The organism is Bacillus sp. J33 (genome assembly GCF_000518885.1).
In the GTDB taxonomy this organism is placed as follows: Bacteria; Bacillota; Bacilli; order Bacillales; family Cytobacillaceae; genus Cytobacillus.
Genome location: NZ_JAEL01000063.1, coordinates 1 through 24941, shown reverse-complemented (window position 1 = coordinate 24941; position 24941 = coordinate 1). Strand labels below are relative to the sequence as shown.

The following is a 24941-nucleotide window of genomic DNA, read 5'->3' as shown; positions in this document are numbered from 1 at the left end:
AATGTCACAAAATATTAACATTATGCCTACAATACATATTATTCTACTTCCTAGTGTTTTTCAAGCCTTAATAAATAGTTGAAAAACTTAAAAATTTTAAGACTTTTATATAAGAATATACGTGTTTTTAAATTTTCACCTTCTTTAATATCCCATTTAGAGTGTTGTTATTATTCATAATATTTACCACGATTAGTGAGGTTTTTGTTGATTTATGTTAGAATTAAGAGTGGAATTGCAATACATACTTGGGGGGATATAGCATGAAAGAAGATCAAAAAGTGTATGACATAACCATTATTGGCGGGGGGCCAACTGGTTTATTCACTGCTTTCTACGGGGGTATGAGACAAGCTTCAGTAAAAATCATTGAAAGCTTGCCGCAGCTTGGGGGACAATTATCTGCTCTTTATCCTGAAAAATACATATATGATGTTGCTGGCTTTCCTAAAGTCCGTGCTCAGGAATTAATCGATAACCTTAAAGAACAAATGGCGAAATTCGAGCCGACTGTATCACTTGAGCAGTCTGTAGAAAAATTGGAAAAGCAGGCCGACGGGACTTTTAAGCTTACCACCAATAAGGAAGTACATTATTCCAAAACCATTATCATTACTGCTGGAAATGGCGCGTTCCAGCCACGCCGCCTTGAACTTGAAAGTGCGGCACAATACGAAGGAAAGAACCTTCACTATTTCATTGATGACTTGAATAAATTCGCTGGCCAGAAAGTGGTTGTTTTCGGCGGCGGAGATTCTGCAGTTGACTGGGCATTAATGCTGGAGCCTATCGCTGAAAAAGTAACGATTGTTCACCGCCGCGATAAATTCCGCGCACATGAACACAGTGTAGAAAACCTGCAAAACTCCAAGGTTGAAATCAAAACACCTTACGTACCTGCCGAGCTTATCGGCGACGACGAAGGAATCAAACAGGTTGTGCTTGAAGGCGTAACTTCCAAAGAAAAAGAAGTATTCGATGTGGATGCTGTCATCGTCAATTATGGATTCGTTTCCTCCCTTGGCCCGATCAAGGAATGGGGGCTTGAAATCGAAAAGAACTCAATCGTTGTTAATTCCAGAATGGAAACAAATATCGAAGGAATCTATGCTGCCGGTGACATTTGCACATACGATGGCAAAGTTAAGCTAATTGCCTGCGGCTTTGGGGAAGCGCCAACTGCAGTCAACCATGCCAAATCATTCATCGATCCAAAAGCAAAAGTGCAGCCAATGCACAGTTCTTCTATGTTTGGCAAATAAGATAGGAAAAGGGCAGCCCTGTTGGGGCTGCCCTTTTTTGTTGGAATGCATGAGTAGTCTAGTTTGTGCTTTTAGGGTTTCTGCGTGATGAGACCCATATTTTGCGTTGTTTCGAGCTGCTTTTGGGTCTCTTCTGGTTGTTTTTGCTTCTTCTTGAGCAGGGTTTGTATCATGAACGGTTTTTACGTCATGCAGACTGATTTATGCGTCGCTTCAGGTTGTTTTTGTGTCTACTCAGACCGGGTTTGCGTCGTGGTCGTTTTTTTGCGTCGGTCAGACCAACTTATGCGCCGATCCAACCAGCTTTTGCGTCTTTTCAGGTCGTTTTTGAGTCCACCCGTGCCGTTTCGTTGAAGCCGGTTATTTGCTTCAGTAAGACCCACATTTGCGTCATTCGGACATTTTATGCGTCACTTTTAATCAAATATGCGTCACTCGTTTTCAGAGGACTGTTTAGCACTCTTCTGGAGTACCAGTATTCGTAGCTGTACGGAAAGAGGATCCGCAGCCGCATGATGCGATAGCGTTTGGATTATCGATTGTGAATCCTCCGCCCATCATGGATTGTTTGTAATCGATTTTTGTTCCTTTTAAGATAGGCGCATCTTCCTTGCTGACAAGGACCTGAATCCCATGGTGTTCTGCCTGGATATCATTTTCTTCAACTTCATGGGCAAATCCCATTCCGTATGAAAGGCCGCTGCAGCCGCCACCTTTTACTGCTACACGCAAGAATGCATCTTCTTCCTCGTTTTGTTTCATCATTTCTTTTATATGCAAAGCCGCTGCTTCTGTAATTACCACTACTTGTTCCATTTCCATTCCCTCCTGTCAATGTAAGGATACTTCTATATTCATAGTATATACAGTAAACAATATGTGCTCAACTTAAGAAGCTTAACTATTTGATCTACAACTTTCTATCACTCACCAAAACCAATTCTCCTTACATAGTTTTGCATTCAGTCTTTTTTACATACCGACATTTAAGGGTGAACGGACAAGAAAAGAAAAAACTGACTTAAAAAGACATGTTTCAATGACCTTTTTAAGTCAGCCTCCTTTACACTATAAATTCCAAGGAAAGAAAGGGTTTGTTTTTTTCTTATACTGCATCTTCCACTTCATTTGTGATTCTTTTTGCATTTATATCTGACAGCTTGACTACAGAAAAGCCAATTATTGAAAAAATAATGGAAATAATTGGAACCGAAAAATTTAAAATAGCATATGGGGCATAAGCAAATGCAGAGACGCCTAATGTACCGAATATGAAAACTCCACAGGTATTCCATGGAACAAAAACGGACGTAATGGTTCCGCCATCTTCTAAAGCACGTGAGAGATTCTTTGGATGCAAGTTTCGACCCTGATAGGCCTTGGAGTACATACGTGATGGTACAACAATGGAGAGGTATTGGTCAGCCGATACAATATTGGTAAAAAACGCTGTCAAAACGGTAGAAGATAGTAATCCTTTGTCCGACTTTACCAACTTTAAAATCTGCTTTACAATCGCTTCCAGCATTCCGACACTCTCCAGTACTCCTCCAAAGGCAGCTGCAACCAGAATTAAAGAGATGGTATACATCATGCCATCAATGCCTCCGCGGTTCAGCAGGGTATCTACCATCTCATTTCCCGATTCCAGGGTAAAGCCCGCCTGCAGAGCAGTGACCGCTTCCCCTACTGAACTGCCCTGTATGAAAACCGAAGCCAATGAACCAAGGATAACACCTAATATAAGAGCAGGAAGAGCCGGGACCTTGCGTGCAACAAGAACAATAACAATAACAGGGATCAGGAGAAGAAATGGAGAAATTACAAAATGCTCCTGCAGGGTTTTTAATACACTATCGATTTCCCCGGCCCCAGTTGTTGCAGGTGAAAATTGCCTCCCGAGATACCAATAGACGCCAAGTGCAATAATGAGCCCCGGGATCGTGGTATAAAGCATATGTCTAATATGATCAAATAAATTCGAACCAGATAGGCCTGATGCTAAAACCGTAGTATCGGATAAAGGTGACATCTTGTCCCCAAAATAGGACCCGGAAATGACAGCCCCCGCAATCATCGGGGCAGGAATCCCCATGCTCATACCAATTCCCATTCCAGCTACCCCGATTGTGGCCATAGTAGACCAAGAGCTGCCGATAGCTAAGGATACAACACTGCAAATTAATGTAATAGCCACAAGGAAATAGGCAGGGGATAGCAGCTTTAATCCGAAGTAAGTCATTGATGCGATAACTCCGCCGCCGATCCATGATCCAATAATCATTCCAACCACGATAAGAATCAGCACAGCAGGTAAAACTAAACGAATTCCTTTGTATAATCCTTCCTCGATATCCTTCCAGCCATATCCAACTCTCCACGCGATAAAGGCAGCGATCAATGTACCAAAGATAAGCGGAACATGGGGACTGCCCTCAAAAACGATAATTGTAAATGCCATAGCAGCCATCATCGCAGCCAAAGGTAAAATAGCTAAACTAAAGGAAACTTCTTTCTTTTTAGTATCCAAATATTTTCCTCCTTCATTGAATATTGTGCCATTACAGGTATGTGCGAAAGTTTCCAGCCACTTAATCATAAATACAAGAAAATGGAATTTTTTCCAAATATTCAGATTATTTACACAAGATCAATCCTGAATGACGGATTTTTTTAAACTATTAGTCAATAATAACATAAACTTATACGTTCCAAAAGACGGCAGTTCTCCACTGGAATTGCTCGTCTTTTAGAACGAATCTTCTTTCCCTCTATTAAATCTGCCGTGAAAAAGATTTACTATTTATTGACTGAAATCAAAATAGTTTCTTTTTAATAAGCGAGGCTTTGACATTAATTCTTCATAGCTTAATTTTTTTTCCATGTTACGTGTATCAATTAAATAAAGTTGATCTTCAATGGCTTTTACCGTTTCTTCTGATTGGTAATTCATTCCGCAGCTGCGGCAATAGATTGATGGAGTCTCGTTTATTTCAATAGACAGTTTTCCATCTGGCAATTCCCAAAACACAGTATCTCTTGACTCTGCTACGATTCCTTCCTCACACCATTCACAAATCAAAGCTTACTCCCCCTTGCTTCCTGCACCGGCAAAGTACTTTTTCAATTGTGTTTGATACTTTTTCTCCTTTAACTCATCACGTTTATCCCGTTTGTTCTTAAGAGAATCATGGTTAGGATTTTCTTTATAGGATTCACGTTTATCCAATCTTTTTAGTCCTTCCGGCACGATATTGAAACTCTTATCATCCAGAATCGATAAAACGCCAGTGCTTTCATAGTTTTCGTAGACTTCAGGGTATAACTTATTATAATAAGAATCCGCCTTACCAGGTTCGTACGTGCTTGGTTCCGGATAAGAAGTAATGACCCCTTCAAAGTTTCGAAGAACGACTTTACCAGCACTTTGTGAAATGATGTAATTTGGCTGAAGCGGTATTTTGCCACCGCCCCCTGGTGCATCTACAACAAACGTTGGCACTGCATATCCTGATGTATGCCCTCTCAGGCCTTCCATAATCTCTAAGCCTTTACTGATTGGTGCTCTGAAATGCCCAATCCCTTCGGATAAATCACATTGATAAATGTAATAAGGGCGGACTCTAATTTTGACTAAATCATGCATCAGCTTTTTCATAATTGGTACGCTGTCGTTAATGCCAGCTAAAATAACGGACTGATTACCTACTGGCACTCCGGAATTTACCAGCATTTCACATGCGCGTTTTGAGTCTTCAGTGATTTCAATTGATGTATTAAAGTGTGTATTCAGCCAAACTGGATGATATTTTTTTAGGATATTACATAAATTTTCTGTAATTCTTTGAGGGAATACAACTGGTGCTCTTGTCCCGATACGAATAATCTCAACATGCGGAATATCCCGTAAATTTTTAAGAATGTACTCTAGAATATTGTCATTAATTAATAAGCCGTCCCCACCGGAAATTAACACGTCCCTTACTTCAGGCGTTTCGCGAATATACCCGATTGCTGCATCTAATTGCTTTTTAGGAACGCCCATTCCTATTTGGCCGGAAAATCTTCTTCTTGTACAATAGCGGCAATACATTGAGCATTGGTTAGTTACCAGAAATAATACTCGATCCGGGTATCGATGGGTTAATCCTGGTACAGGTGAATCTTCATCTTCATGAAGAGGGTCTTCTAAATCATATCTTGTTTTATTAATTTCGCTTGAAATTGGTACAGATTGCATGCGGATTGGACATCTGGGATCATCCGGATCCATTAAAGAAGCATAGTAAGGTGTAATATTCAATGGAATTGTTTTTGTGGAAATTTTAACTCCTTCTTCTTCCTCAGGCGTTAAATTAATGATTTTTCTCAAGTCTTCAACATTTTTGATTGTGTTGGTAAGCTGCCAGACCCAATCATTCCACTGCTCATCTGTTACATCCTTCCACAGTTCAAATTCCTTCCAATGCTTTTTAGGTTTATAAAGTTGCTGTAACATTTTATTCCCTCCTAAAATAGGTTTTTATTTTAATCCTAAAATCCAGGAATGATACTATCTGATGTCCTTCTCCATATAATAGCGGTCTTCACCTGCACCAAACTCAGAAAACCTGGTTCCTTTGATCTCAAACCCTGTTCGTTCATATAGCTTTACAGCACTAGTATTATGGGTACTGACCGTTAGGCAGACTTTCTTAAAGCGATCTTCTTTTAAAATAGGGAAAATATCCCCTAAGAATTTTTTGCCAATCCCTCTGCCTTGCTGATCAGAACGAACATAAAATCCAAAGATATATGCCTTGTTAACATCCTGGTAGTCCCTCATTAATTCACAAACAGCAATGGGCCTTGAATCTCCTTCCTCCCGATAAAGAATAATTTTTCCATATCTGGCCAAAGGAACAAGAGTCTGTTCATCGATGGCACCAAGTCCAGGAAAGGCATCCTTCTCCATCGCCATCATAATCTGCAGCTGATCCGGGTTTAATGAAGAAGGAACTTCAATGTAAAAAGATTTCTCTGCTATCGTCATGTCTATTTCCTCCTTAATGTAACGAGTAGGTTGGGCTCTTTATGGGCCACATATTTTCCGGTATATTCCGATAATTGAAATTTAATAGGTTATTAGACGATACACCTGGTGCATCTACGTAAATCACTTTGCTAACCAGGGGATCAAAAGCTGCCCGAAAATGATTTTTTGCCTTTAAACCAAGTATTTTTTTGTTTTTTGGTTCAATCCCTATGTGGCGAAACAATTGAGGATCGTTAGCTGACATCGGCCTTCCAATAAGTAAGATATCTACTTCACCGACCCGGATATGTGCAGCTCCCTTAACATCTACTCTTAAATGTTTATTCATGGGTCCGCTGTTACAAAATACTCCATCTGATAAAGCGATTACCTTAGCCATAACAGGGACAGGGAGCCCGAACTCAGGAGAGGTTTTCCCACCGAGATTCAATTGGACCATTTGATTTACACCAGCGTTAGTACATGCTTCTATAGACTGAGGATCGGTTAGTGCGCCAAATAATGTATTTGGCACATTTGCATCAATCATCTCTCTTAATAATAGTGTTGTATCACCGCTTCCACAGCTTAAGGGATTATCAGATATATCTGCCAAGACGACCGGCTTATCCGTATTCAGAGATATTGCAAGCTGCAATCCTTCTTTTGCGCTTGGAAGCTTTACAATGAATTCCTCTCTAATATCCCAGTATTGCTTTGCAAGAAAATCAGCTGTATCTTCAGCAGCTTTTTTATTCCTCCCGATAACATGGACACTCGCACCAGCCATCGGGATATCTGAATAAGGAAATCCGCCAAAAACGGACACATTTGCGATTTCTTCCTTGCTTTCCATTTTAAAAGCCAAATCAATCATTTTCTTCATGGGACCTTCTTCCGTCCTCATATTGATAGAAGGAGGCATCATCGGGAGCTTTCGGAAGGCTGAATAATAGCTCGCGTCTCCCCTGACATGTTCGACTAGCATTCTGGCAGCATTTATTCCTTGCTCATACATATCGGTATGAGGATATGTTTTAAACCCGAAATGATACGGTGTGTAACCCATCATTTTCTCACTTAAATTAGCGTGCATATCAAGCGTAGTGGCGATTGGTGTTCCAGGACCCAACTGGGATTTGATTTTTCCCATTAATACCTCTTCAGGATCAAACATGTCTTCAACGATCATCGCACCATGCAAAGCAAGTAACATTCCATCCAGGTGTGAAGCTTGTTGAATTGAATTGAGCATATCCTCTTCTATCATCATGTAAGCTTCTTTCGAAACAATACCTGATGGAGTGGCAGCTGCGCATAATAATGGAACGATTTCAATATCCTTTTCCTTGCTAAGCTGATCCAGGAAACCGCCAACTTCCGTCATTGTGCCATTATAGGCTTTGACAATTTGGTCGCCCTTAAAATACCCTTCATTTTTAAAATCGATAATTTCAGTCTTCACAGGACTAAAACTGTGTGATTCATGATAGAAAAATGCGATTCCAATACGATAAGTCTTCATCATTAGTCACATCCAATGCTGATTAATAAGATGTATAAATTGATTTCCATTCTGTCATCACATCAAAAGCGTGATAAGAAACCTCACGGTGGCCGTTGCCTGATTGTTTCATTCCGCCGAAAGCAACGCCCAGCTCAGCATTTGAAGTTCCATTATTAATGTAAACAAGACCGCTTTCTACATCTCTTGCTCCCATGTTTGCAAGCTTAAGATTATTTGTGAAAATAGAGGTTGATAGTCCATACACTGTATCATTATTTACTTCAATGGCTTCTTCAAATGAATCTACCTCAATAAAGGCTAATACTGGTCCAAATATCTCTTCTTGAGCAATGCGATGATGCGGCCTGATATTCGAAAGAATAGTTGGTTCATAGAAATAGCCTTTTAAGTCATGAACCCTATTTCCGCCGCAAACAATAGTTCCGCCTTCTGCAGCTCCAATTTGCACATATTCTTCAACAATTTTCAGCTGATTCTTATTAACAAGAGGCCCGATATCGCTGTCTTCATTGAGCCCATTTCCAATCTTTAATGACTTTGTAAGATTAACTGCCTTAGTTAATAGTTCAGAGGCGATATTCTTTTGGGCAATCACCCTGCTCGCAGCGGTACATCTTTGGCCAGTAGTGGTAAAAGCAGACTTTACAATTGCTTCAGCTGCCTTATCCAGATCAGCATCCTCCAGGACAATGACTGCGTTTTTTCCTCCAAGCTCCAAAGAAATCCGTTTAAGAGTTTTACTGCATATCTCTGACAGCTTGCATCCAACAGAAGTAGATCCTGTGAATGAAACTACGTTTACATGTTTATGCATGGATAGCTTCTCCCCAACGGTTCTTCCAGAGCCCATAATGAGGTTCAGCACTCCTGGAGGCAGACCGATTTCATCAAAAACCTCTGTAAATAGTTTGGCGGATAGCGCTGTTTCAGAAGCCGGCTTCCAGACTACTGTATTTCCCGTGATTAAAGCTGCCAATATTTTATATCCGGCAAGAGCAACCGGAAAATTCCATGGTGTGATGCAAGCTACAACACCAAGCGGTTCCCTGATCATTAAGATGTTCCGGTCAGGGGAACCAGATGGAACCGATTCGCCAAAAAGTCTGCGGCCCTCACCAGCCATATATTTACAGGTTTCAATTACAACATTAACCTCTCCCAAAGATTCTCCGAGAACTTTGCCCATTTCCTTTGTCATCATTTCAGCAATTTCCAGCTTTTTCTTTTCGAAAGCGTTAGCAGCCTTCCATAAATAATCTGCTCTTTCTGATACTGGGGTTTTGCGCCAAGTTTTAAAAGCCCGTTTTGAAGCATCAACAGCCAAATCTATTTGAGCTGCAGAAGCGCTGGCACAGACTCCTGCAACTTCAAGCGTTGATGGGTTAACACTATCGAAATAGGACTGATCGTGATCACAAACCCAGTTTCCATCAATATACAAGTCTGCTTTTTCAAGTTCGGCCTTTACGTTCTCGTACATAAAATTACCTCCCCTTTAATACTGTAATAATGGATTGCTCTAATATGGTTAAGCCCTGGTCTAACTCAGCTTCATCAATATTCAGAGGCAGCATAAGCCGAATGGTTTGGCCTTGAACGCCGCAATTCATAATAAGCAGCTTATTTTTTAGTGCTTCCTCTTTAATTTTTGGAACAGCCTCCATGGCTAGCCTGGTGTCAAATTCAATGCCAATCATCATCCCTAACCCGCGTATATCAATGATTCCAGGAAGGTTCTCCAGCGTTTCTCTTAATCTATTCACTATCCTATTTCCTACGTGATGACTGCGCTCAACTAATTTCTCTTCTTCAATAATGTTAATATTGGCCAATGCAGCAGCACACGAAATAGGATTTCCTCCAAATGTAGAACCATGAGCTCCTGCACTCCATTTCTCGTGGAGCTCTCTATTTGCTACAATTGCACCTAAAGGCATTCCTCCAGATAATGCTTTTGCCAAAACCAGAATATCTGGTGTGACATTAGCATGTTCAGCAGCAAACATCTTCCCTGTTCTTCCAAAACCAGTTTGTACTTCATCAAAAACCAGCAATATCCCATGCTTCTCTGTTATCCTTCTCAGTTCCCGCAGGAACTCGGCTGGTGCAGGGTAATATCCTCCCTCTCCCATGACAGGTTCAATAATAATAGCAGCAACTCTGGATGGATCCACTCTCAGATCAAACAATTTTTGAAGCTGGCTGAGACAATAGGAAACCACCTTCTCTTCATCAACTTCTTTCAATTGATTTGGGTTTGGATATGGCACATGATATACCTCTCCCAAGATTGGCTCATAATGGCGCCTGTATTTTGAACTTGAAGCAGTAATCGCTGTAGCACCCAGAGTACGCCCGTGGAATGAACCTTCAAAGGCGATTATGGCCGGTCTATTGGTTGCCGCCTTTGCTAGTTTAATAGCTCCATCAATGGCTTCTCCCCCCGAATTAGAAAAGAAGACAGTGTCCAAATTACCAGGTGTGATTTGGGCAATTTTCTCAGCCAGATTGGCTGCCGTTTCATAGTATCCATAATTTAAGCCAAAATGGATAAGCGACTCCGCTTGTTCTTTAATCGCTTTAACCATTTGCTCGTGGGAATGGCCAACCGCATTTACCGCAACCCCTGATACAAAATCTAAATATTCCTCGCCATCTGCAGTCCAAAACTTGGCTCCTTTGGCCTTGTCAATAACCATTTCCGTTACTCTTGTCATTACAGGTGAAAGATGTTTTTTGGATTTTTCAGCAATTTCAATTGATTTATTCTTCAATTTCATAGTGCTAACTCCTCCTTTAATTCATGTATAAGCAGTTTTAGTGAATGATCTAATATGATTATTAGTTCATCAATTTCATCCTTCGAAATATTCAGGGGCGGACTAATAATAAAATGGTCCCCGGCCACGCCATCTATGGAGCCGCTTCCTGGATAGATAACCGCACCCAGCTCCATGGCTAATTCATTTAATCGTTCTGAAATCTTATAATTTGCAGGAAAAGCAGCGGAAGGCCGTTTATTTTTCAATAGTTCTATTCCGATTAGCAGCCCTTCGCCCCGAACATCTGCAATAAAAGGATACTTCTCTTTTAGCTCAAGTAATTTGTGAAAAAGATACGATCCCATTTCCTTTGCGTTTTCCACAATATTTTCCCGCTCGTATATCCTTAATGCCGACAGTCCTGCTGCAACTGAAACTGGATGACCGCTATACGTGTACCCATGAATAAACTTTCCTTGGCTGTTCTGGATAAGGCTGTCAATAATCTTGTCACTTGCGATCATTCCTGCTAAAGGAGCATATCCTGCTGATACCCCTTTCCCAAAAGTAATAATGTCCGGACTAATCCCAAAATGTTCTAAAGCAAAATGTTTCCCAGTTCGCCCAAACCCCGTCATTACTTCATCTAGAATGAGCAGGATATCATAGCGGTCACAAATCTCTCTAATCTCTTTAAAATAATATTGCGGCGGTGCCACAGCTCCTAATTGGCTCCCTGTAATCGGCTCGGCAATAAAGGCTGAAATGTTTTCCGGGCCTATTTGCAGAATGAGACGCTCAAAGTCCTGGACGCATGACCAATCCCGATGCTGTTCGCAGACTCCTTTTTTCCTGTTATATGGACAATGGCGGCAATTTGGGGAATAGATATGCTCAAATGGCAGGAGATTAGGTGTATACGGCTGCCTTCTTTTAATATCCCCTCCCGCGGAAAGAGAGCCAAATGTATTGCCGTGGTAGGATTGCCAGCGGCCAATAACTACGTGTTTTCCATGCTTGCCGGAGTCTTTATGGTATTGCCTGGCCAGCTTAATGGCACTCTCATTCGCTTCAGAGCCACCAGTAGTAAAATAAACCCTATTTAGCCCTTCAGGTGCTAATTTGCCAATTTTCTCTGCCAATAAATGAAGTATGTCTGTTTCAAATCTCATCGTATGAACAAATGCAGCCTTTTTCGCTTGATCAGCAATAGCCTGGGCAATTTCGTCGATACCATGGCCAAGGTTGGCCGCAACTGCACCTGAACAAGCATCGATATAGCTTTTTCCATTTTTGTCGTATAAATAAATTCCCTTGCCATAAGAAATAATTGGATATTCCTTGGTAAAATCGCGATGAAACACATAGTCATTTGTCAGTAGTCTTTCCATCTTTCCACCACCATGGCTATTCCTTGCCCTCCAGCAACACAAAGAGTCGCAAGGCCATAAGATAATTTTGTTTTGTCTATCTCATGAAGCAAGGTCACTAAAATCCGAGCCCCTGAGCAGCCTAATGGATGCCCGAGTGCAATGGCTCCTCCATTTACATTGACCTTGTCCAAATTAACATCCCAGTGCTTCAAAACGGCTAAACTTTGAGCAGCAAATGCCTCATTAAGCTCTATCAAATCGATATCTGATAAAGTAAGACCTGCCTTGTCTAACGCTTTTTTAGTTGCAGATACCGGGCCTATTCCCATTTCACGCGGTGAAACGCCAGATAAAGCAAATGAACGGATGATTGCCATTGGCCTGACCCCTAACTCTCTTGCTCTTTCTTCTGCCATAAGCAGCACAACAGCCGCTCCGTCATTTCTGCCAGATGAGTTCCCAGCTGTCACCGTTCCGTTTTCCATAAAGACAGGAGACAGTTTAGATAATTTATCTAAAGTGGTATTTCTAGGATGCTCATCCACTGCAAACAGTCCAACATCCCCTACTCCTTTCTGAATACTGATCGGAACTGTTTCATCAAAGAATTGCTGTCTTTCAATGGCTCGCCATGCTTTTTCCTGGCTTTTATAAGCAAAACGGTCTTGTTCATCTCTAGTTATCTTGTATTTTTCAGCTAGCCATTCAGCTGTTTTCCCCATCGAAAATTTCCCATATATGTTTTCAGGCTGGGAGCGTGGCTGGCTTCTTACATTAGAGTCGAACAATGTCAGGTCCCCAGGCTTTGTTCCAAATCGATTGCCTGTAAAGTAATACGGGGCCTGTGACATACTTTCAACCCCGCCTGCCAAAACCGCTTGGGCATTACCCGTTAAGATAGACATTGCACCATTTATTATTGCCTGCATTCCTGAACCGCATTGAAGATGGACTGTATGCCCAACCACTTTTTCAGAAAAGCCTGCTTTTAATGAAGCAACTCGAGCGATATTGGGTGTTTCAGCGCTTTGCTTTGTTTGGCCTATAATGACTTCATCGATAATTTCTGAACCGTATCCTACAGAAGAGAGGTTGTTATTCATTACGGTTGTGAGCAAATCTTCGGGCGGTATTTCGGCTAAGGAGCCCCCGTATCTGCCTATCGGCGATCTGAAAGCGTTTACAATCGCAATCATTATTTTGCCACCACTCCATCCAAGTCGTTACTATCAATTAGATTTTGATCCACTTCAAAATGTGCTCCAGTTTTTTCATTGATTTCTTGCAATGTGACATTCGGCTGTTTGTCTATTAATAATAGGCCCTCTTCCCGGACACTAAAGACTGCCAATTCTGTAATAATGAGGTCCACCTTTCGTCTAGAAGTAATCGGATAGCTTAATTCCTCAACGATTTTTGGCTCTCCTTCATTTGTTGTGTGCTTCGTTGTAACAATGACTTTTTTTGAACCTTCCAATAAATCCATTGCCCCTCCGACACCTAACACGCTTTTACCTGGAACTGCCCAGTTAGCAACACGTCCATTCCTATCAACTTGAAGCACTCCAAGAATTGAAACATCGATATGGCCTCCGCGAATCATTCCAAATGACGCTGCACTATCAAAAAAGGATGCTCCTTCCTCTATAGAGACCGGCAGTTTTCCCGCATTCACAATATCCGGATCAACAGCGTCTGCTTTTGGTGCTGGACCCACTCCCAAAATTCCATTTTCAGAGTGCAAGAATACTTGAATATTTTCTGGAATATATTCTGCCACAAGTGTAGGAATGCCAATTCCCAAATTAACAATGTCCCTATTCTTCAGCTCCTTGCTTGCCCTCCTGGCAATTCTCTCTTTTGGATTCATCACCTTCCTCCTCCCTTTAAAACCAAATAATCTACAAATAAGTGGGGTGTGACAATTTCTTCTGGTGATAGCTCGCCAGACTTTACAATTTCTTCAACCTCTGCAATTACAATGTCTGCGGATGCAGCCATTAAAGGATTAAAATTTCTTGCTGATTTCGAGTATGTTAAATTCCCAAGTTCATCTGCTTTACAAGCTTTTATTAAGGCAAAATCCGCTTTAAGAGGGGTTTGTAAAAGATAATGCTTATTATCAATTACTCTTTCTTCTTTCGCTGCTGCAAGCTCTGTGCCAGCTCCAACGGGAGTATAAAATCCTCCTATACCTGTTCCGCCGGCCCTTATCGCTTCTGAAAAGGTGCCTTGCGGAAGCAACTCCACTTCCAATTCCCCTTTTTGGTAAGCTTTCACTACATCAGGGTTAGACGTAAAATAGGAGCCAATTGCTTTTTTTACTTTATTCATTTGAACTAGTACCCCAAGACCTTTTCCTGGTTCACCAAGGTTATTGCTGATGATCTCTAACTGGTTTACATTGGTTTTTGTTATTTCTTCTATAATCGTTAAAGGACTGCCAACCAATCCAAATCCTCCAACCATGATTCGTGAGCCATTTTTTATTAAATTAGCGGCTTCCTTACTTGAAATGATCTTGTTCAAAGAACCTTTCCCTCCCTTTTCCTCAATTAATAAAAAAAGCCGAGCAAAACATGGCTCAGTCATTAAGACACCCAGGATGGGGTCCCAATGATTCTGCATGTTTGCCCGGCTTTAATAAGACCATGGAAGAGGGTGATCTCCCACTTTATTAGAACCAAACTCTGCTATTCTTCTATTTCTTTCGTGTTAGATATATTATCCCAGTACCTTTGGATTGCAGCTTGCAGTGCTACAATAATTGCTTGCTGTGATGGAGCAAAATAATGGCGTTTTATTGTTTCTAAAAGAGGCTCTACTCCATCTTTTAGTGAGTAGCCGATCAAAATCCCTTCAAAGAAGTCTTTTGTCAGCTCCGTTACGAATGTAAAATCAGCTCGAATAATTTCATGGTTCGTAAAGTTTATTTCCAATACAATACCAGCATGCTTATATACCTCATGCATAGATGTCCCTTGTGGAGCTTTTGCATACCCAGTCACAACTACTGATTCTAGCGCCAGGATAATAATTCCTCCCCTACAAGAAACCAGCTATCGACATTGGAAAATTCAGAATATTGATTTAAAATCATATTATAGCCTTTATTATGCAATGTCAATAGTGGATTCTATTTTTTTATTAAAAGTTTTTTTTCTCCTTCGTTTTGAAAAGCTTTTGGTTCAATTTCCATTATTTTATATCTAAACCTTTATACCTCCTCTGAAGTCATAATTTGTTAAATCAACTTATCGTTTCTCTAATGCAATAACTGTGCCAATTAAAAACATAGATTAATCGGCATCATCTTCATGATAAAACCGCAAAAATAAATTGCACTGCAAAAATCTTTTATTGAAAATACTGCAAAATTTTTTTACCTCTCCTTATTCGACTGTCATACAAAATTATTTATTGGATCATAAACATGGTTGCGATTTTAAAAACCTGCTACATTCTCTCGTTTCACCATAAATATAAAAAATTAATAATTATCATCTTATATCACTAAAAATTTCGTATATGGTCCAAGAATGCAAATTCTGTAAAAAAAGCTGCAGCAGTCTAATCAAAGCGCATGCGCCGGATCTGGACCATTTCTAAGTGTATGTAGAAACCATGTTTTTTTATAAGCAAAAGGAGCGAATTAAATTCGCTCCTTTTCTTAATATTAAAACATCGGATTTTCTTCCAAATATTGATATATATTTTCAACCAGTTCTTCTGATGTTTCCCCAGTTACAACTTCACCGTTAACAAGCGCAAATAGAGTGCTTGCACATTTTCCGCAATAGCCCAGGCAGCCGTATTCAATGACATCAAGGTCATAATCCTTTTCGAGCGTTTCCAGCGCTTTTTGAGAGCCGCTGGCCAAATTGCTGATGCAAAATTCGATGATTGGCTTGATCACTTCTATCACCTCTCTACCCTGTTAATGCTACCTTTTTTAAAAGAAATCCGCAAGATAAGGATGCCACTCCTGCATATAAGTGCACATATTTACCACTTCATGTCGTATATTGTCAAGTTTCCTACTTATATGTGTTGTGATTTTGTCACAATTTCGTTATACTTTTTATGGGATTAAGGTTATTAATATCATTAATTTATTTTTTTTGATAATAAGTAAACGTTTCAGTGAAAGTTCGGAGAGAAAAGCTTACTTCTGCTAAACAGTACGGACACGAAGGGGAATAATACTATGAAAAATCTTGTGATACTTGGCGGCGGCTATGGTGGCATGAGGGTGCTTGCCCGTCTTTTGCCTAACCAGCTTCCAGAAGATGTCTCCATTACGTTAATAGACCGCGTGCCATACCATTGCCTGAAAACTGAATATTACGCGCTTGCTGCCGGTACCATTTCCGATCAGCATGTACGTGTATCTTACCCTGAACATCCAAGATTAACAATTAAATATGGTGAAGTTACAAAAATCAGCATTGAGGAAAATAAGGTGTATCTTCAAGACGAAGAGCCTATTTCATATGATGATATAATAATAGGCCTTGGCTGTGAGGATAAATACCATAACGTTCCTGGAGCTGACGTACATACATTCAGCATCCAAACGATTGAAAAATCCAGAAGAACCTACCAGGCTTTAAACAATTTATCGCCAGGTTCTGTTGTTGGGATTGTCGGAGCAGGACTAAGCGGTGTGGAACTTGCTTCTGAATTGAATGAAAGCCGTCCTGACCTGAAGATAAAATTATTTGACAGGGGTAAGCATATTTTATCCGCATTCCCTGAGAGATTAAGCACTTATGTAGAGAAATGGTTTAAATCGCATAATGTTGAAATCATCAACCGTTCAAATATCACTAAAGTGGAAGAAAAAACTCTTTACAACCATGATGAAGCGATCCATTGCGATGCGATCGTATGGACTGCCGGGATCCAGCCTAGTAAAGTGGTCCGTGAAATGGATGTGGAGAAAGATCAGCAAGGCCGCGTGGTTTTAACCAAGTATCATAACCTGCCTGATAACGAACATGTATATGTAGTAGGGGATTGCGCAAGCCTTCCGCACGCGCCAAGCGCCCAGCTTGCTGAAGGCCAGGCAGAGCAAATTGTACAAATCCTATTGAAACGCTGGAAAGGTGAGGAACTTCCTGAATCATTGCCTGTCATCAAGCTTAAAGGGGTTCTCGGTTCTCTCGGCAAGAAGCACGGGTTTGGATTGGTTGCTGAACGTCCAATTACCGGCCGTGTAGCCCGTTTGTTAAAATCGGGCATTCTTTGGATGTACAAATACCATAACGGGTGATAAACATATTAAAATAACAAAATGAGCATCCTGCCCGGATGCTCATTTTGTTATTATACTGCCTGATACCCGTACTTTTCCATTTCTGCATATATTGTTTTAAGCTTTGGATTGCCTTCCCCGACAATTTCGTTCTCAATAAGAACGACCGGATAGAACATATCTTCTTCAATAACCCGCTGGGCAAATTCCTTTTTATCCGCCTCCTCAGGAGGATTGTGGATATCCACATACACAATATTAAAAGGCTGGTCCGCAAACTTGCGCGCCAGTGCCGCTTCCAGCCATTCGTAAGTCTCCTTGGATGAAGGAAGGTTCACACAGCTCGGGCAAAGCTGTTCAGCACCATAAACAATGATCTCTACTTCTTTTTTCAAGCTTAACTCCCCCTATTGCACTTATGTTTTCTAGTTCCATTTTACAACATAACCATATAGCTAACCTAAGAAAATATTTTCCTAATGAGTGGAAATTAAGTTCCGGGAATAGATTTTTAGCTGTGATTTGATTATAATAAATAAAAGGAAAGGAGTCGATTTTACATGGCAGAACAAACGACTATGACTGAACAAGTTCAGGAAGTATTAGATAAATTACGCCCATTCCTTCTTCGCGATGGCGGGGACTGCGAATTAGTGGATGTTGAAGATGGCATTGTTAAGCTGCGCCTTCTTGGTGCATGCGGAAGCTGCCCAAGTTCAACTATTACGTTAAAAGCCGGTATTGAGCGCGCTCTTTTGGAAGAAGTACCGGGTGTAGTCGAAGTAGAACAAGTATTTTAATCCCAATTACAAAAAGCGATGTCTGTATGAGACATCGCTTTTTTTCTTAGTAAATATAGCCAAATTCCAGCTCCAGTTCCTCAGCTAGGCTTTTTTTTAAAACACTGCTTCCTTTCTGGTCAATTTGAAGGCAAAGAATATCCATGTCCGGAAAGATCTCCTTCAGCCCCACTGACACAGCGGGAGCAAGCCCGGCCTCTGCAAGGCAAAGAACTGCTGGCCCTGCACCGCTTAAGGCAACACCAAAAGCGCCTAGGCCAGGTGCCACTTTCTCAATAGCTGCCAAATGGGGAACCATTTTTTTGCGGTAAGGATGATGATATAAATCAGCTTTCATCATATTGCCTGCAAGAGAGTAATTCCCGCTTAATAAAGCTGCTATCATGACATTCCCTACTGCTCCTGCTTGTACAGCCTCTTTATAGGACCAGGATTCCGGCAGCACGCCCCTTGATTCTTTCGTGAGAAGTTCTTCTTTTGGTATGACTGCTACAATATCCAATGACAGATTTTTAATGGACTGCACATTTACCTCTTCCTCTGACTGGCAGCCAATCACCATCCCGCCAAGCAATGATGCTCCAGCGTTATCAGGGTGTCCTTCCATACGCGAAGAAAGCTCCAATTTCTCCTGCTGGCTTAATTGCAGACCGCATAGCGCGTCAGCTAATTCGATTCCGGCTACAATGGCTGCTGCACTTGAACCAAGGCCTCTAGTCAATGGAATTTCACTGGAAATTCTCGCTTTACAGCCTGGAAGCTCTCTTCCGTACTTCTTTGCCGTCTCATTCGCTACTTGAAAAATGAAATTCGATTCATCTGAAGGGTAAATGCTCAAAGGTGCAGATAAGGGGATCATTTCAAAGTGATCAGCCCTTTCTGCTTCAAGAGTTAAATATAGGTTTAATGCGAGACCGATGGAATCAAAGCCTGGCCCCAGATTTGCCGTGCTGCCTGGTACTTTGATGACAAACATTTCACCTTCGCTCATACGTGAACGACTCCCTTAATATGCTCGGCAACAGCTCTTTCGTCATTTGGAAGCAAAACCGGCTTAACAGGGCTGCAGTCAATAGCTGTATTCGGATCCTTGAGCCCGTTGCCTGTCAGTATCGCCACAACTCTTGTTTTATGCGGGATCTCGCCATTGCGGAGCTGTTTGTATATTCCTGCAAGAGAAGCACAAGAAGCAGGTTCAGCGAAAATTCCTTCTGAAGATGCCAGCTTGCGATACATGCAAAGGATTTCTTCATCGCTGACTTCATCAATTTTCCCGCAGGATTCGGCCAAAGCCTCGTTTGCTAAGTGCCAGCTTGCCGGATTCCCAATTCTAATCGCTGTTGCAACTGTTTCGGGATTTTCAAACACACGGTTATGAACGATTGCAGCCGCTCCTTCTGCCTGAACACCGTGCATTTTTGGAAGTCCCGTCTGTCGTGCTTCATGATATTCTTTAAAGCCTTTCCAGTAAGCAGAAATATTGCCTGCATTGCCGACCGGGAGAGCAAGAATATCAGGGGCGCCCCCAAGCTGGTCGCAGATTTCAAAGGCAGCTGTCTTTTGGCCTTCAAGACGGTATGGATTTACCGAGTTTACAAGAGTAATAGGTTCGGTTTCACTTATCTTCCGAACCATGGCAAGGGCCTGGTCAAAGTTCCCCTCGATTGAAACCACCTCTGCACCGTACATGACAGCCTGCGCAAGCTTGCCCATGGCGATTTTGCCCTCAGGAATAACGACAACGCATCTCATGCCGGCCCTCGCTGCATAAGCAGCCGCTGCAGCAGACGTATTCCCCGTTGAAGCACAAATGATTGCATCGCTTCCTTCTTCCTTTGCTTTGGCAACCGCCATAACCATTCCTCTATCTTTAAAAGAACCAGTCGGATTGGCTCCTTCTGTTTTGACATAAAGATCAATGCCCCAATCTCTTGAGAGCTTATCAAGCCTGATTAAGGGAGTGTTCCCTTCATTTAAAGTAAGCATAGGTGTGTTTTCGTTTACCGGCAAAAAATCCTTATATGTTTTTATAAGCCCTTCCCATCTCATACTCTCGCGCTCCCTTCCACTCGGTACGAACTTTTAATGTTCTGTACAGCAGGCAAATCTCTTAAATTCACTAAAATATCCTCATAATCCTGCAAAGATGCCTGGTGCGTAACCAGTACGATTTCAGCAAGCCCCTTTTCTTTCAAAGGCAGCTGCAGGATCTTTTCAAAACTGACATGATGCTCCGAAAAGATAGATGTAATATTGGCGAAAGTTCCTACTTCATCTTTTACATGGAGCCTCAGAAAATACTTTGAATAAATTTCATCTGCATCTTTTAACTTCTTCTCATACTGTGGTGTAACGGCGCTTTTCCCATTAACACCCAGGCGCATATTTTTCATGACGCCAACGAGGTCGGAAACAACGGCAGTGGCAGTAGGCAGGCTGCCCGCCCCTGGTCCGTAGAACATCGTTTCTCCTACAGCCTCACCGTATACATATACAGCGTTATATTCGTCCTGAACAGATGCTAACGGGTGAGATTCGGCGAGCAGCGTTGGCTGGACACTGACCTCCACCTTTTCTCCTTCCCTATGGGCAATCCCGATTAGCTTCATCGTGTAGCCAAGCTGCTTGCCATATTGCAGATCCTCTTCAGTAATTTCCGTGATGCCCTTTACTTTTACATCATCCAAATCAATGTTCATGGAGAAGCCAAGCGTTGACAGGATGGCCATTTTTCTTGCCGCATCCAGGCCTTCTACATCAGCTGTCGGATCGCTCTCAGCATAGCCAAGCTCCTGCGCTTCCTTCAAAACCTCGTCGTATGCACTGCCGTTTTTGCTCATTTTTGTCAAAATGAAGTTTGTTGTCCCGTTTACGATTCCCATCATTTTTGTAATTCTATCGGAAGCCAGTCCATCTACAAGCCCTCTTAGAATTGGAATCCCGCCGGCAACACTGGCTTCATAAAATAGGTCACAGCCATTTTGCGAAGCGGCATTCAGCAGTTCCGGACCGTAAACAGCCATTAGATCCTTATTCGCTGTTACTACATGCTTTCCACTGTTTAAAGCCTTCTTTAAATGATCTCGCGTTTCTTCAATTCCGCCCATTACTTCAATTACTACATCTATATCATGGTCATTTAAGATTTCGTCGGGATTTAAAGTGAGCAGATTCTGGTCAACCTTGACCGCTCTATCTTTATTTAAGTCTTTAACAAGAACTTTTTTTACAACGACTGGACACCCTACCTGATGCATGAGCTTATCTTGATGTTTCTCAATGATTTGCACGACACCCGATCCAACTGTTCCTAATCCTAATAAACCGATTGAGATTGATTCCATGCTAGCTCCCCCTTAATGTTCACTATGTAAGTACACTTGTATTTGTATAGTAGACATTATATGGCTGATAGTTAATTTTTACAATAGGAAATTTTCCGAAAAATTACGATGAAAACGCTTAACACCCTAAGGTATTAGGGTTTTATTTTTAAAAAATATTTTCAGAAGGCCTGATAAAGTTGCCTGCTGATTTCCTTTTCAGTCACTCGCTTTCCGCCAATAGTCCACACCTGACGCAGTATCCCTTTGACAAACTTGTTACGCAGGACATTGAATAAGCATCCTTGATTAACGCATAAAAAAAATGTGAATGCATTTTCCACTCCAGAAGGCAAAATTTAAAAAACACCCAGCTTTTTGGGTGCTTAAGAATCATTCACTTCTTATTAACCGGGCTTTTAGGCGGATTCCCTGACAGAACAAGGTCGATATTTTCCACACAAAGCTTCATCATGGAATAGCGTGTTTCCATACTTGCACTTCCGATATGAGGCATAGCCGCCACATTCTTTAACTGTAGCAGCGGATGTTCTGAGCCGATTGGTTCTTCAGCAAATACATCCAAACCGGCAGCTGCTATTTCTCCCTCCTGGAGCGCTTCATATAAATCTTGTTCATTTACAATCGGCCCCCTTGATGTATTAACAAAAACTGCCTGGTTCTTCATCTTTTTAAAAGTATCCCGGTTAAATAGATTTCTCGTCTCTTCTGTTAAAGGAGTCAGGCAGACTACAAAGTCAGAGCGCTCCAATAATTCGTCAAAGCTTACATATTGGGCTCCCAGCTCCTGCTCGGCATCAGGTTTCCTGGAGCGGTTATGGTATAATATCTCCATTTCAAATCCGGCGGCCCGTTTTGCTACGGTTTTACCAATGTTCCCCATGCCGACTATGCCAATGGTTTTATGATGCACATCCTGTCCAGCCAAGAGCAGCGGACTCCAGCTCTTCCAATTGCCTTCTTTTACAAACTCAGCGGCCTCCACCATCCTGCGGGCCGCTGCAAGCACAAGCGCAAACGTCAGATCGGCAGTGGAATCATTTAAAACATTTGGCGTGTTGGTCACTGTAATTCCCAGTCTTGATGCTGCCTCCACATCAATGTTGTCAAAACCAACAGCCATGTTAGCTACAATTTTCAGCTTTTTTCCTGCTTTCAGGACCTCTTCATTTACCGGCTCTGAGAGCATGGTCAAAAGGGCATCCGCCTTCTTCGTTTCCTCCAGAAAAATTTCATACGGAACAGGTACATCTTCCCGATCCCACATATGGACATCGTACTTTTCCCTTAAAATCGCTATAGCCTCTTCTGGCAATTTTCTGCTTATAAATATATATGGCTTCATACAGCATCTCCTCTTTCCTTTCTCTGCTGTATGTTTCTTTCGTCAGCAACGGATGATATCCCTTCCTCTTTTTTAACTTAACTCTTAATCCAATCCAGAAGCGGGATCCTAAACTTTTTTACAGGCACTTCCGCAAATTCATAAAAGCTGCCAAGAAAACGTTCATGGTCATCTGACTGCCAAAGGTACTTTTGGAGCCGCTCCTGCAGCATTAGCTTCTTCTGTTCAGAATCTGTCACATAGTAATCCTCAATCGTCTCAAAATAATGCAGCGGGAAAAGCAGACGTGAGTAGTAAAGCCTCCAGGAAAAAGGAGACAGCGGGGCTACACTTTGGTATTCAGATAAAAATTGGCGCAATTCCGGCTGGTAGGTTTTAATATTTTGGAAGTATTTCTCCCTCGTCCACTCGGCCAAGTCTCTCGATGAATGGTCAAACACCCAGTCAAATGGATTTTTCATATAATATGAATCTCCCCAGGTCGAGGATGTTAACCTGACATGGCAAACCGTACCGCTATCAATCATAACAGGCTCATCATCAAGCTCTGTATCAACCAGATATTGAATCGAATTTTCAGCAAGGCCCATATAGTAAGGAAAGGATTCCAAAAACATCCGCTCGAAATCGTTGTCAGGATTCTGGAAAAGCATCTCATTCCAAACCTTCTCCATCTGATCCAGCCGCTGCTCCCACATCTGCTTCCACTGGCCAATCCTGCTCGTCTTTTTCACCGGAAAGGAAATGGTCCTGCCCCTATAATGGAATTTGGCCAGCTTTCGGCCAAACTTATTTATCTTTCGGTTTTGGGCATGCTGATTGACTAAAACACAAAAGCGGCTGTCATTCCAATCGATATACCGCTTGCCCTCTTTCGTTTTTAAGAAAGTACTTATATTTCGATCACCATTTGTCCTTAGGTGCTCCGCCATTTTCTCCAGTTCCTCGAGCTCTTCTTCAGCTACATGCCCAGCAGGCACAAGTAAATACAGCTGTCCCTGTTTACGGCATGCATCATACTTTCCGATTCGCATCGTACTTTCCGCCTCTATGCCAAATTGCTCCTTAAGCAACTTTGTAAACACTATTACCACCTCTTTGGGAATTGGTCCTTATGGAATATATATGAAAGAGAGTGACAAAACTTGTTGTTTTCCTGAATAAGAGTTTGTACCATGGAGATGATGTTAAAAGAAATATCGGATTAATCCTCAGCGGGCATAATTTTTCAAAAAAAGGTATATACATAGGGAAAATAAAAAGAAAAAGGTGAAGCCAATGAATGAAGAAGAAAAAGCAGTAAGTGTCACAGAGCAAACAGCGCGCAAATGGCTCCATGAAAGAGGAGTAGAGATTCAGGATATAGCTGAGCTGGTATACTTTCTCCAGGAAAAATATCTCCCTGATTTAAAAATGGAGGATTGTGTTGAAAACGTGCAAAGAGTCCTGTCAAAAAGAGAAGTCCAGAACGCAATTTTGACAGGCATTCAGCTTGATATGCTGGCAGAGGAAAAGAAGCTATTAGAGCCGCTTCAATCCATCATTTCAACAGATGAAGGATTGTATGGAGCGGATGAAGTATTGGCATTATCCATTGTTAATGTGTATGGTTCGATTGGGTTTACCAACTTCGGCTATATTGATAAATTAAAGCCTGGCATTCTGAAGGAGCTTAACGACAAAAGCTCCGGCAGATGCCATACATTCCTTGATGATATTGTTGGGGCTATCGCTGCGGCAGCTTCAAGCCGTCTGGCGCACAGTGCTGCGCATGCTGAATAAGAAAAGCGGAGGTTCCCTTCGGAACAAGCAAAAAAGCAGTTTGTTCCTGCAAAGCTTATTCAAAGCAGATTTCCTTAGAGCACATCGACGGAACGTGGAGGACTGAGGCCTACATTCCGAGATCTTATTATATTATAAAAAAGGATGGAGAACACTGATATGATCCCCCTATAGTAGACAGAAAAAAGAAAGCATACTAATCTGTCTACTATGGGGGGATTTTTGATGGGGAAAACAAGACAGACATATGATGTTAAATTTAAGAAAAGAGCCGTAGACCTTTACTTAAAAGAGGGGATGGGTTATGAAACAGTCGCTAAGGAGCTGGATATTAATTATTCAATGGTAAGACGCTGGGTTAAACATTTTAAGGCTGAAGGGATAAAGGGGCTGGAAGAAAAACGAGGGAAAGCAAAAGGACCAGGTCAAGGCAGACCCAGGACCTCTCCGGAAGATCCTGAGGCTAAAATAAAA

At 41.7% G+C, this 24941-nt stretch carries 24 protein-coding genes and 1 pseudogene; 5 read left to right on the top strand and 20 right to left on the bottom strand.

Annotated features, from left to right (window positions below; all coding sequences use genetic code 11):
* Positions 1 to 263 precede the first annotated feature (263 nt).
* Positions 264 to 1262, top strand: a complete 999-nt coding sequence (locus L634_RS0117430; protein ID WP_026583556.1) for an NAD(P)/FAD-dependent oxidoreductase — start codon at positions 264 to 266, stop codon at positions 1260 to 1262.
* A 453-nt stretch (positions 1263 to 1715) separates the two neighbouring features.
* On the opposite strand, the gene L634_RS0117425 is transcribed toward L634_RS0117430, so the two are convergent.
* From L634_RS0117425 to L634_RS0117360, 14 genes are all read right to left on the bottom strand, one after another.
* The gene (locus L634_RS0117425) at positions 1716 to 2078 is read right to left on the bottom strand and encodes a HesB/IscA family protein (protein ID WP_026583555.1); all 363 of its coding nucleotides are present in this window, start codon (positions 2076 to 2078) and stop codon (positions 1716 to 1718) included.
* A 289-nt stretch (positions 2079 to 2367) separates the two neighbouring features.
* Positions 2368 to 3792: a Na+/H+ antiporter NhaC gene (nhaC, locus tag L634_RS0117420; RefSeq protein WP_026583554.1), complete on the bottom strand. Its 1425-nt coding sequence runs from the start codon at positions 3790 to 3792 to the stop codon at positions 2368 to 2370.
* 273 nt (positions 3793 to 4065) lie between these two features.
* Entirely contained in the window at positions 4066 to 4344 is a 279-nt protein-coding gene (locus L634_RS0117415) for a YokU family protein (RefSeq protein ID WP_026583553.1), read from the bottom strand.
* A 3-nt stretch (positions 4345 to 4347) separates the two neighbouring features.
* Positions 4348 to 5760: a lysine 2,3-aminomutase gene (gene ablA / locus L634_RS0117410; RefSeq protein WP_026583552.1), complete on the bottom strand. Its 1413-nt coding sequence runs from the start codon at positions 5758 to 5760 to the stop codon at positions 4348 to 4350.
* Between the two features lie 54 nt (positions 5761 to 5814).
* A complete protein-coding gene (locus tag L634_RS0117405; RefSeq protein WP_026583551.1) occupies positions 5815 to 6294 on the bottom strand; it encodes a GNAT family N-acetyltransferase in 480 nt (159 codons plus the stop codon).
* Between the two features lie 13 nt (positions 6295 to 6307).
* Entirely contained in the window at positions 6308 to 7804 is a 1497-nt protein-coding gene (locus L634_RS0117400) for a M81 family metallopeptidase (protein WP_232233788.1), read from the bottom strand.
* A 19-nt stretch (positions 7805 to 7823) separates the two neighbouring features.
* Positions 7824 to 9284, bottom strand: coding sequence for an aldehyde dehydrogenase family protein (locus L634_RS0117395; protein WP_026583549.1), 1461 nt, complete (start codon positions 9282 to 9284; stop codon positions 7824 to 7826).
* 4 nt (positions 9285 to 9288) lie between these two features.
* Positions 9289 to 10584 (bottom strand): aminotransferase class III-fold pyridoxal phosphate-dependent enzyme, encoded by a 1296-nt coding sequence (locus L634_RS0117390; protein ID WP_026583548.1) that lies wholly within the window; start codon positions 10582 to 10584, stop codon positions 9289 to 9291.
* Positions 10581 to 11957: an aminotransferase family protein gene (locus L634_RS0117385; RefSeq protein WP_051428363.1), complete on the bottom strand. Its 1377-nt coding sequence runs from the start codon at positions 11955 to 11957 to the stop codon at positions 10581 to 10583. Before L634_RS0117385 ends, L634_RS0117390 begins: the two co-directional genes overlap by 4 nt.
* A complete protein-coding gene (locus tag L634_RS0117380; protein ID WP_026583546.1) occupies positions 11942 to 13135 on the bottom strand; it encodes a thiolase family protein in 1194 nt (397 codons plus the stop codon). Before L634_RS0117380 ends, L634_RS0117385 begins: the two co-directional genes overlap by 16 nt.
* Positions 13135 to 13809, bottom strand: coding sequence for a 3-oxoacid CoA-transferase subunit B (locus L634_RS0117375; protein ID WP_026583545.1), 675 nt, complete (start codon positions 13807 to 13809; stop codon positions 13135 to 13137). The genes L634_RS0117380 and L634_RS0117375 overlap by 1 nt, the downstream gene beginning before the upstream one ends.
* Positions 13809 to 14468, bottom strand: a complete 660-nt coding sequence (locus L634_RS0117370; protein WP_026583544.1) for a CoA transferase subunit A — start codon at positions 14466 to 14468, stop codon at positions 13809 to 13811. Before L634_RS0117370 ends, L634_RS0117375 begins: the two co-directional genes overlap by 1 nt.
* Positions 14469 to 14632: 164 nt before the next feature.
* A complete protein-coding gene (locus tag L634_RS0117365; protein WP_269521601.1) occupies positions 14633 to 14947 on the bottom strand; it encodes a DUF3870 domain-containing protein in 315 nt (104 codons plus the stop codon).
* Positions 14948 to 15615: 668 nt separating this feature from the next.
* Complete coding sequence (locus L634_RS0117360; RefSeq protein WP_026583542.1) at positions 15616 to 15855, bottom strand: YuzB family protein; 240 nt, start codon at positions 15853 to 15855, stop codon at positions 15616 to 15618.
* 291 nt (positions 15856 to 16146) lie between these two features.
* Here L634_RS0117360 and L634_RS0117355 point away from each other — a divergent pair, with 291 nt between their 5' ends.
* The gene (locus tag L634_RS0117355; RefSeq protein WP_026583541.1) at positions 16147 to 17214 is read left to right on the top strand and encodes an NAD(P)/FAD-dependent oxidoreductase; all 1068 of its coding nucleotides are present in this window, start codon (positions 16147 to 16149) and stop codon (positions 17212 to 17214) included.
* A gap of 53 nt (positions 17215 to 17267) precedes the next feature.
* Here the strand turns inward: L634_RS0117355 and L634_RS0117350 are convergent, their stop codons facing one another.
* The gene (locus tag L634_RS0117350) at positions 17268 to 17591 is read right to left on the bottom strand and encodes a YuzD family protein (protein ID WP_026583540.1); all 324 of its coding nucleotides are present in this window, start codon (positions 17589 to 17591) and stop codon (positions 17268 to 17270) included.
* Between the two features lie 174 nt (positions 17592 to 17765).
* Here L634_RS0117350 and L634_RS0117345 point away from each other — a divergent pair.
* Positions 17766 to 17996, top strand: a pseudogene (locus tag L634_RS0117345) (NifU family protein); the annotation flags it as partial.
* A 46-nt stretch (positions 17997 to 18042) separates the two neighbouring features.
* Here the strand turns inward: L634_RS0117345 and thrB are convergent.
* The 5 genes from thrB to yutH form a co-directional block, all read right to left on the bottom strand.
* Positions 18043 to 18987 carry a homoserine kinase gene (thrB, locus tag L634_RS0117340; protein ID WP_026583539.1) on the bottom strand — a complete coding sequence of 315 codons (945 nt, stop codon included), beginning with the start codon at positions 18985 to 18987 and terminating at the stop codon, positions 18043 to 18045.
* Positions 18984 to 20045: a threonine synthase gene (gene thrC, locus L634_RS0117335; protein ID WP_026583538.1), complete on the bottom strand. Its 1062-nt coding sequence runs from the start codon at positions 20043 to 20045 to the stop codon at positions 18984 to 18986. The genes thrB and thrC overlap by 4 nt, the downstream gene beginning before the upstream one ends.
* Positions 20042 to 21340 carry a homoserine dehydrogenase gene (locus L634_RS0117330; protein ID WP_026583537.1) on the bottom strand — a complete coding sequence of 433 codons (1299 nt, stop codon included), beginning with the start codon at positions 21338 to 21340 and terminating at the stop codon, positions 20042 to 20044. Before L634_RS0117330 ends, thrC begins: the two co-directional genes overlap by 4 nt.
* Positions 21341 to 21716: 376 nt before the next feature.
* Positions 21717 to 22685 carry a 2-hydroxyacid dehydrogenase gene (locus L634_RS0117325; RefSeq protein ID WP_026583536.1) on the bottom strand — a complete coding sequence of 323 codons (969 nt, stop codon included), beginning with the start codon at positions 22683 to 22685 and terminating at the stop codon, positions 21717 to 21719.
* Between the two features lie 77 nt (positions 22686 to 22762).
* Positions 22763 to 23770 (bottom strand): spore coat putative kinase YutH, encoded by a 1008-nt coding sequence (gene yutH / locus L634_RS0117320; protein ID WP_026583535.1) that lies wholly within the window; start codon positions 23768 to 23770, stop codon positions 22763 to 22765.
* Positions 23771 to 23963: 193 nt separating this feature from the next.
* Between yutH and L634_RS0117315 the strand changes: the two genes are divergently transcribed.
* Both L634_RS0117315 and L634_RS0117310 read left to right on the top strand, forming a co-directional pair.
* Positions 23964 to 24467 carry a phosphatidylglycerophosphatase A family protein gene (locus L634_RS0117315; protein WP_026583534.1) on the top strand — a complete coding sequence of 168 codons (504 nt, stop codon included), beginning with the start codon at positions 23964 to 23966 and terminating at the stop codon, positions 24465 to 24467.
* 225 nt (positions 24468 to 24692) lie between these two features.
* Positions 24693 to 24941, top strand: a 249-nt coding sequence (locus tag L634_RS0117310) for a helix-turn-helix domain-containing protein (RefSeq protein WP_026583533.1), incomplete at its 3' end; no start/stop codon positions are given.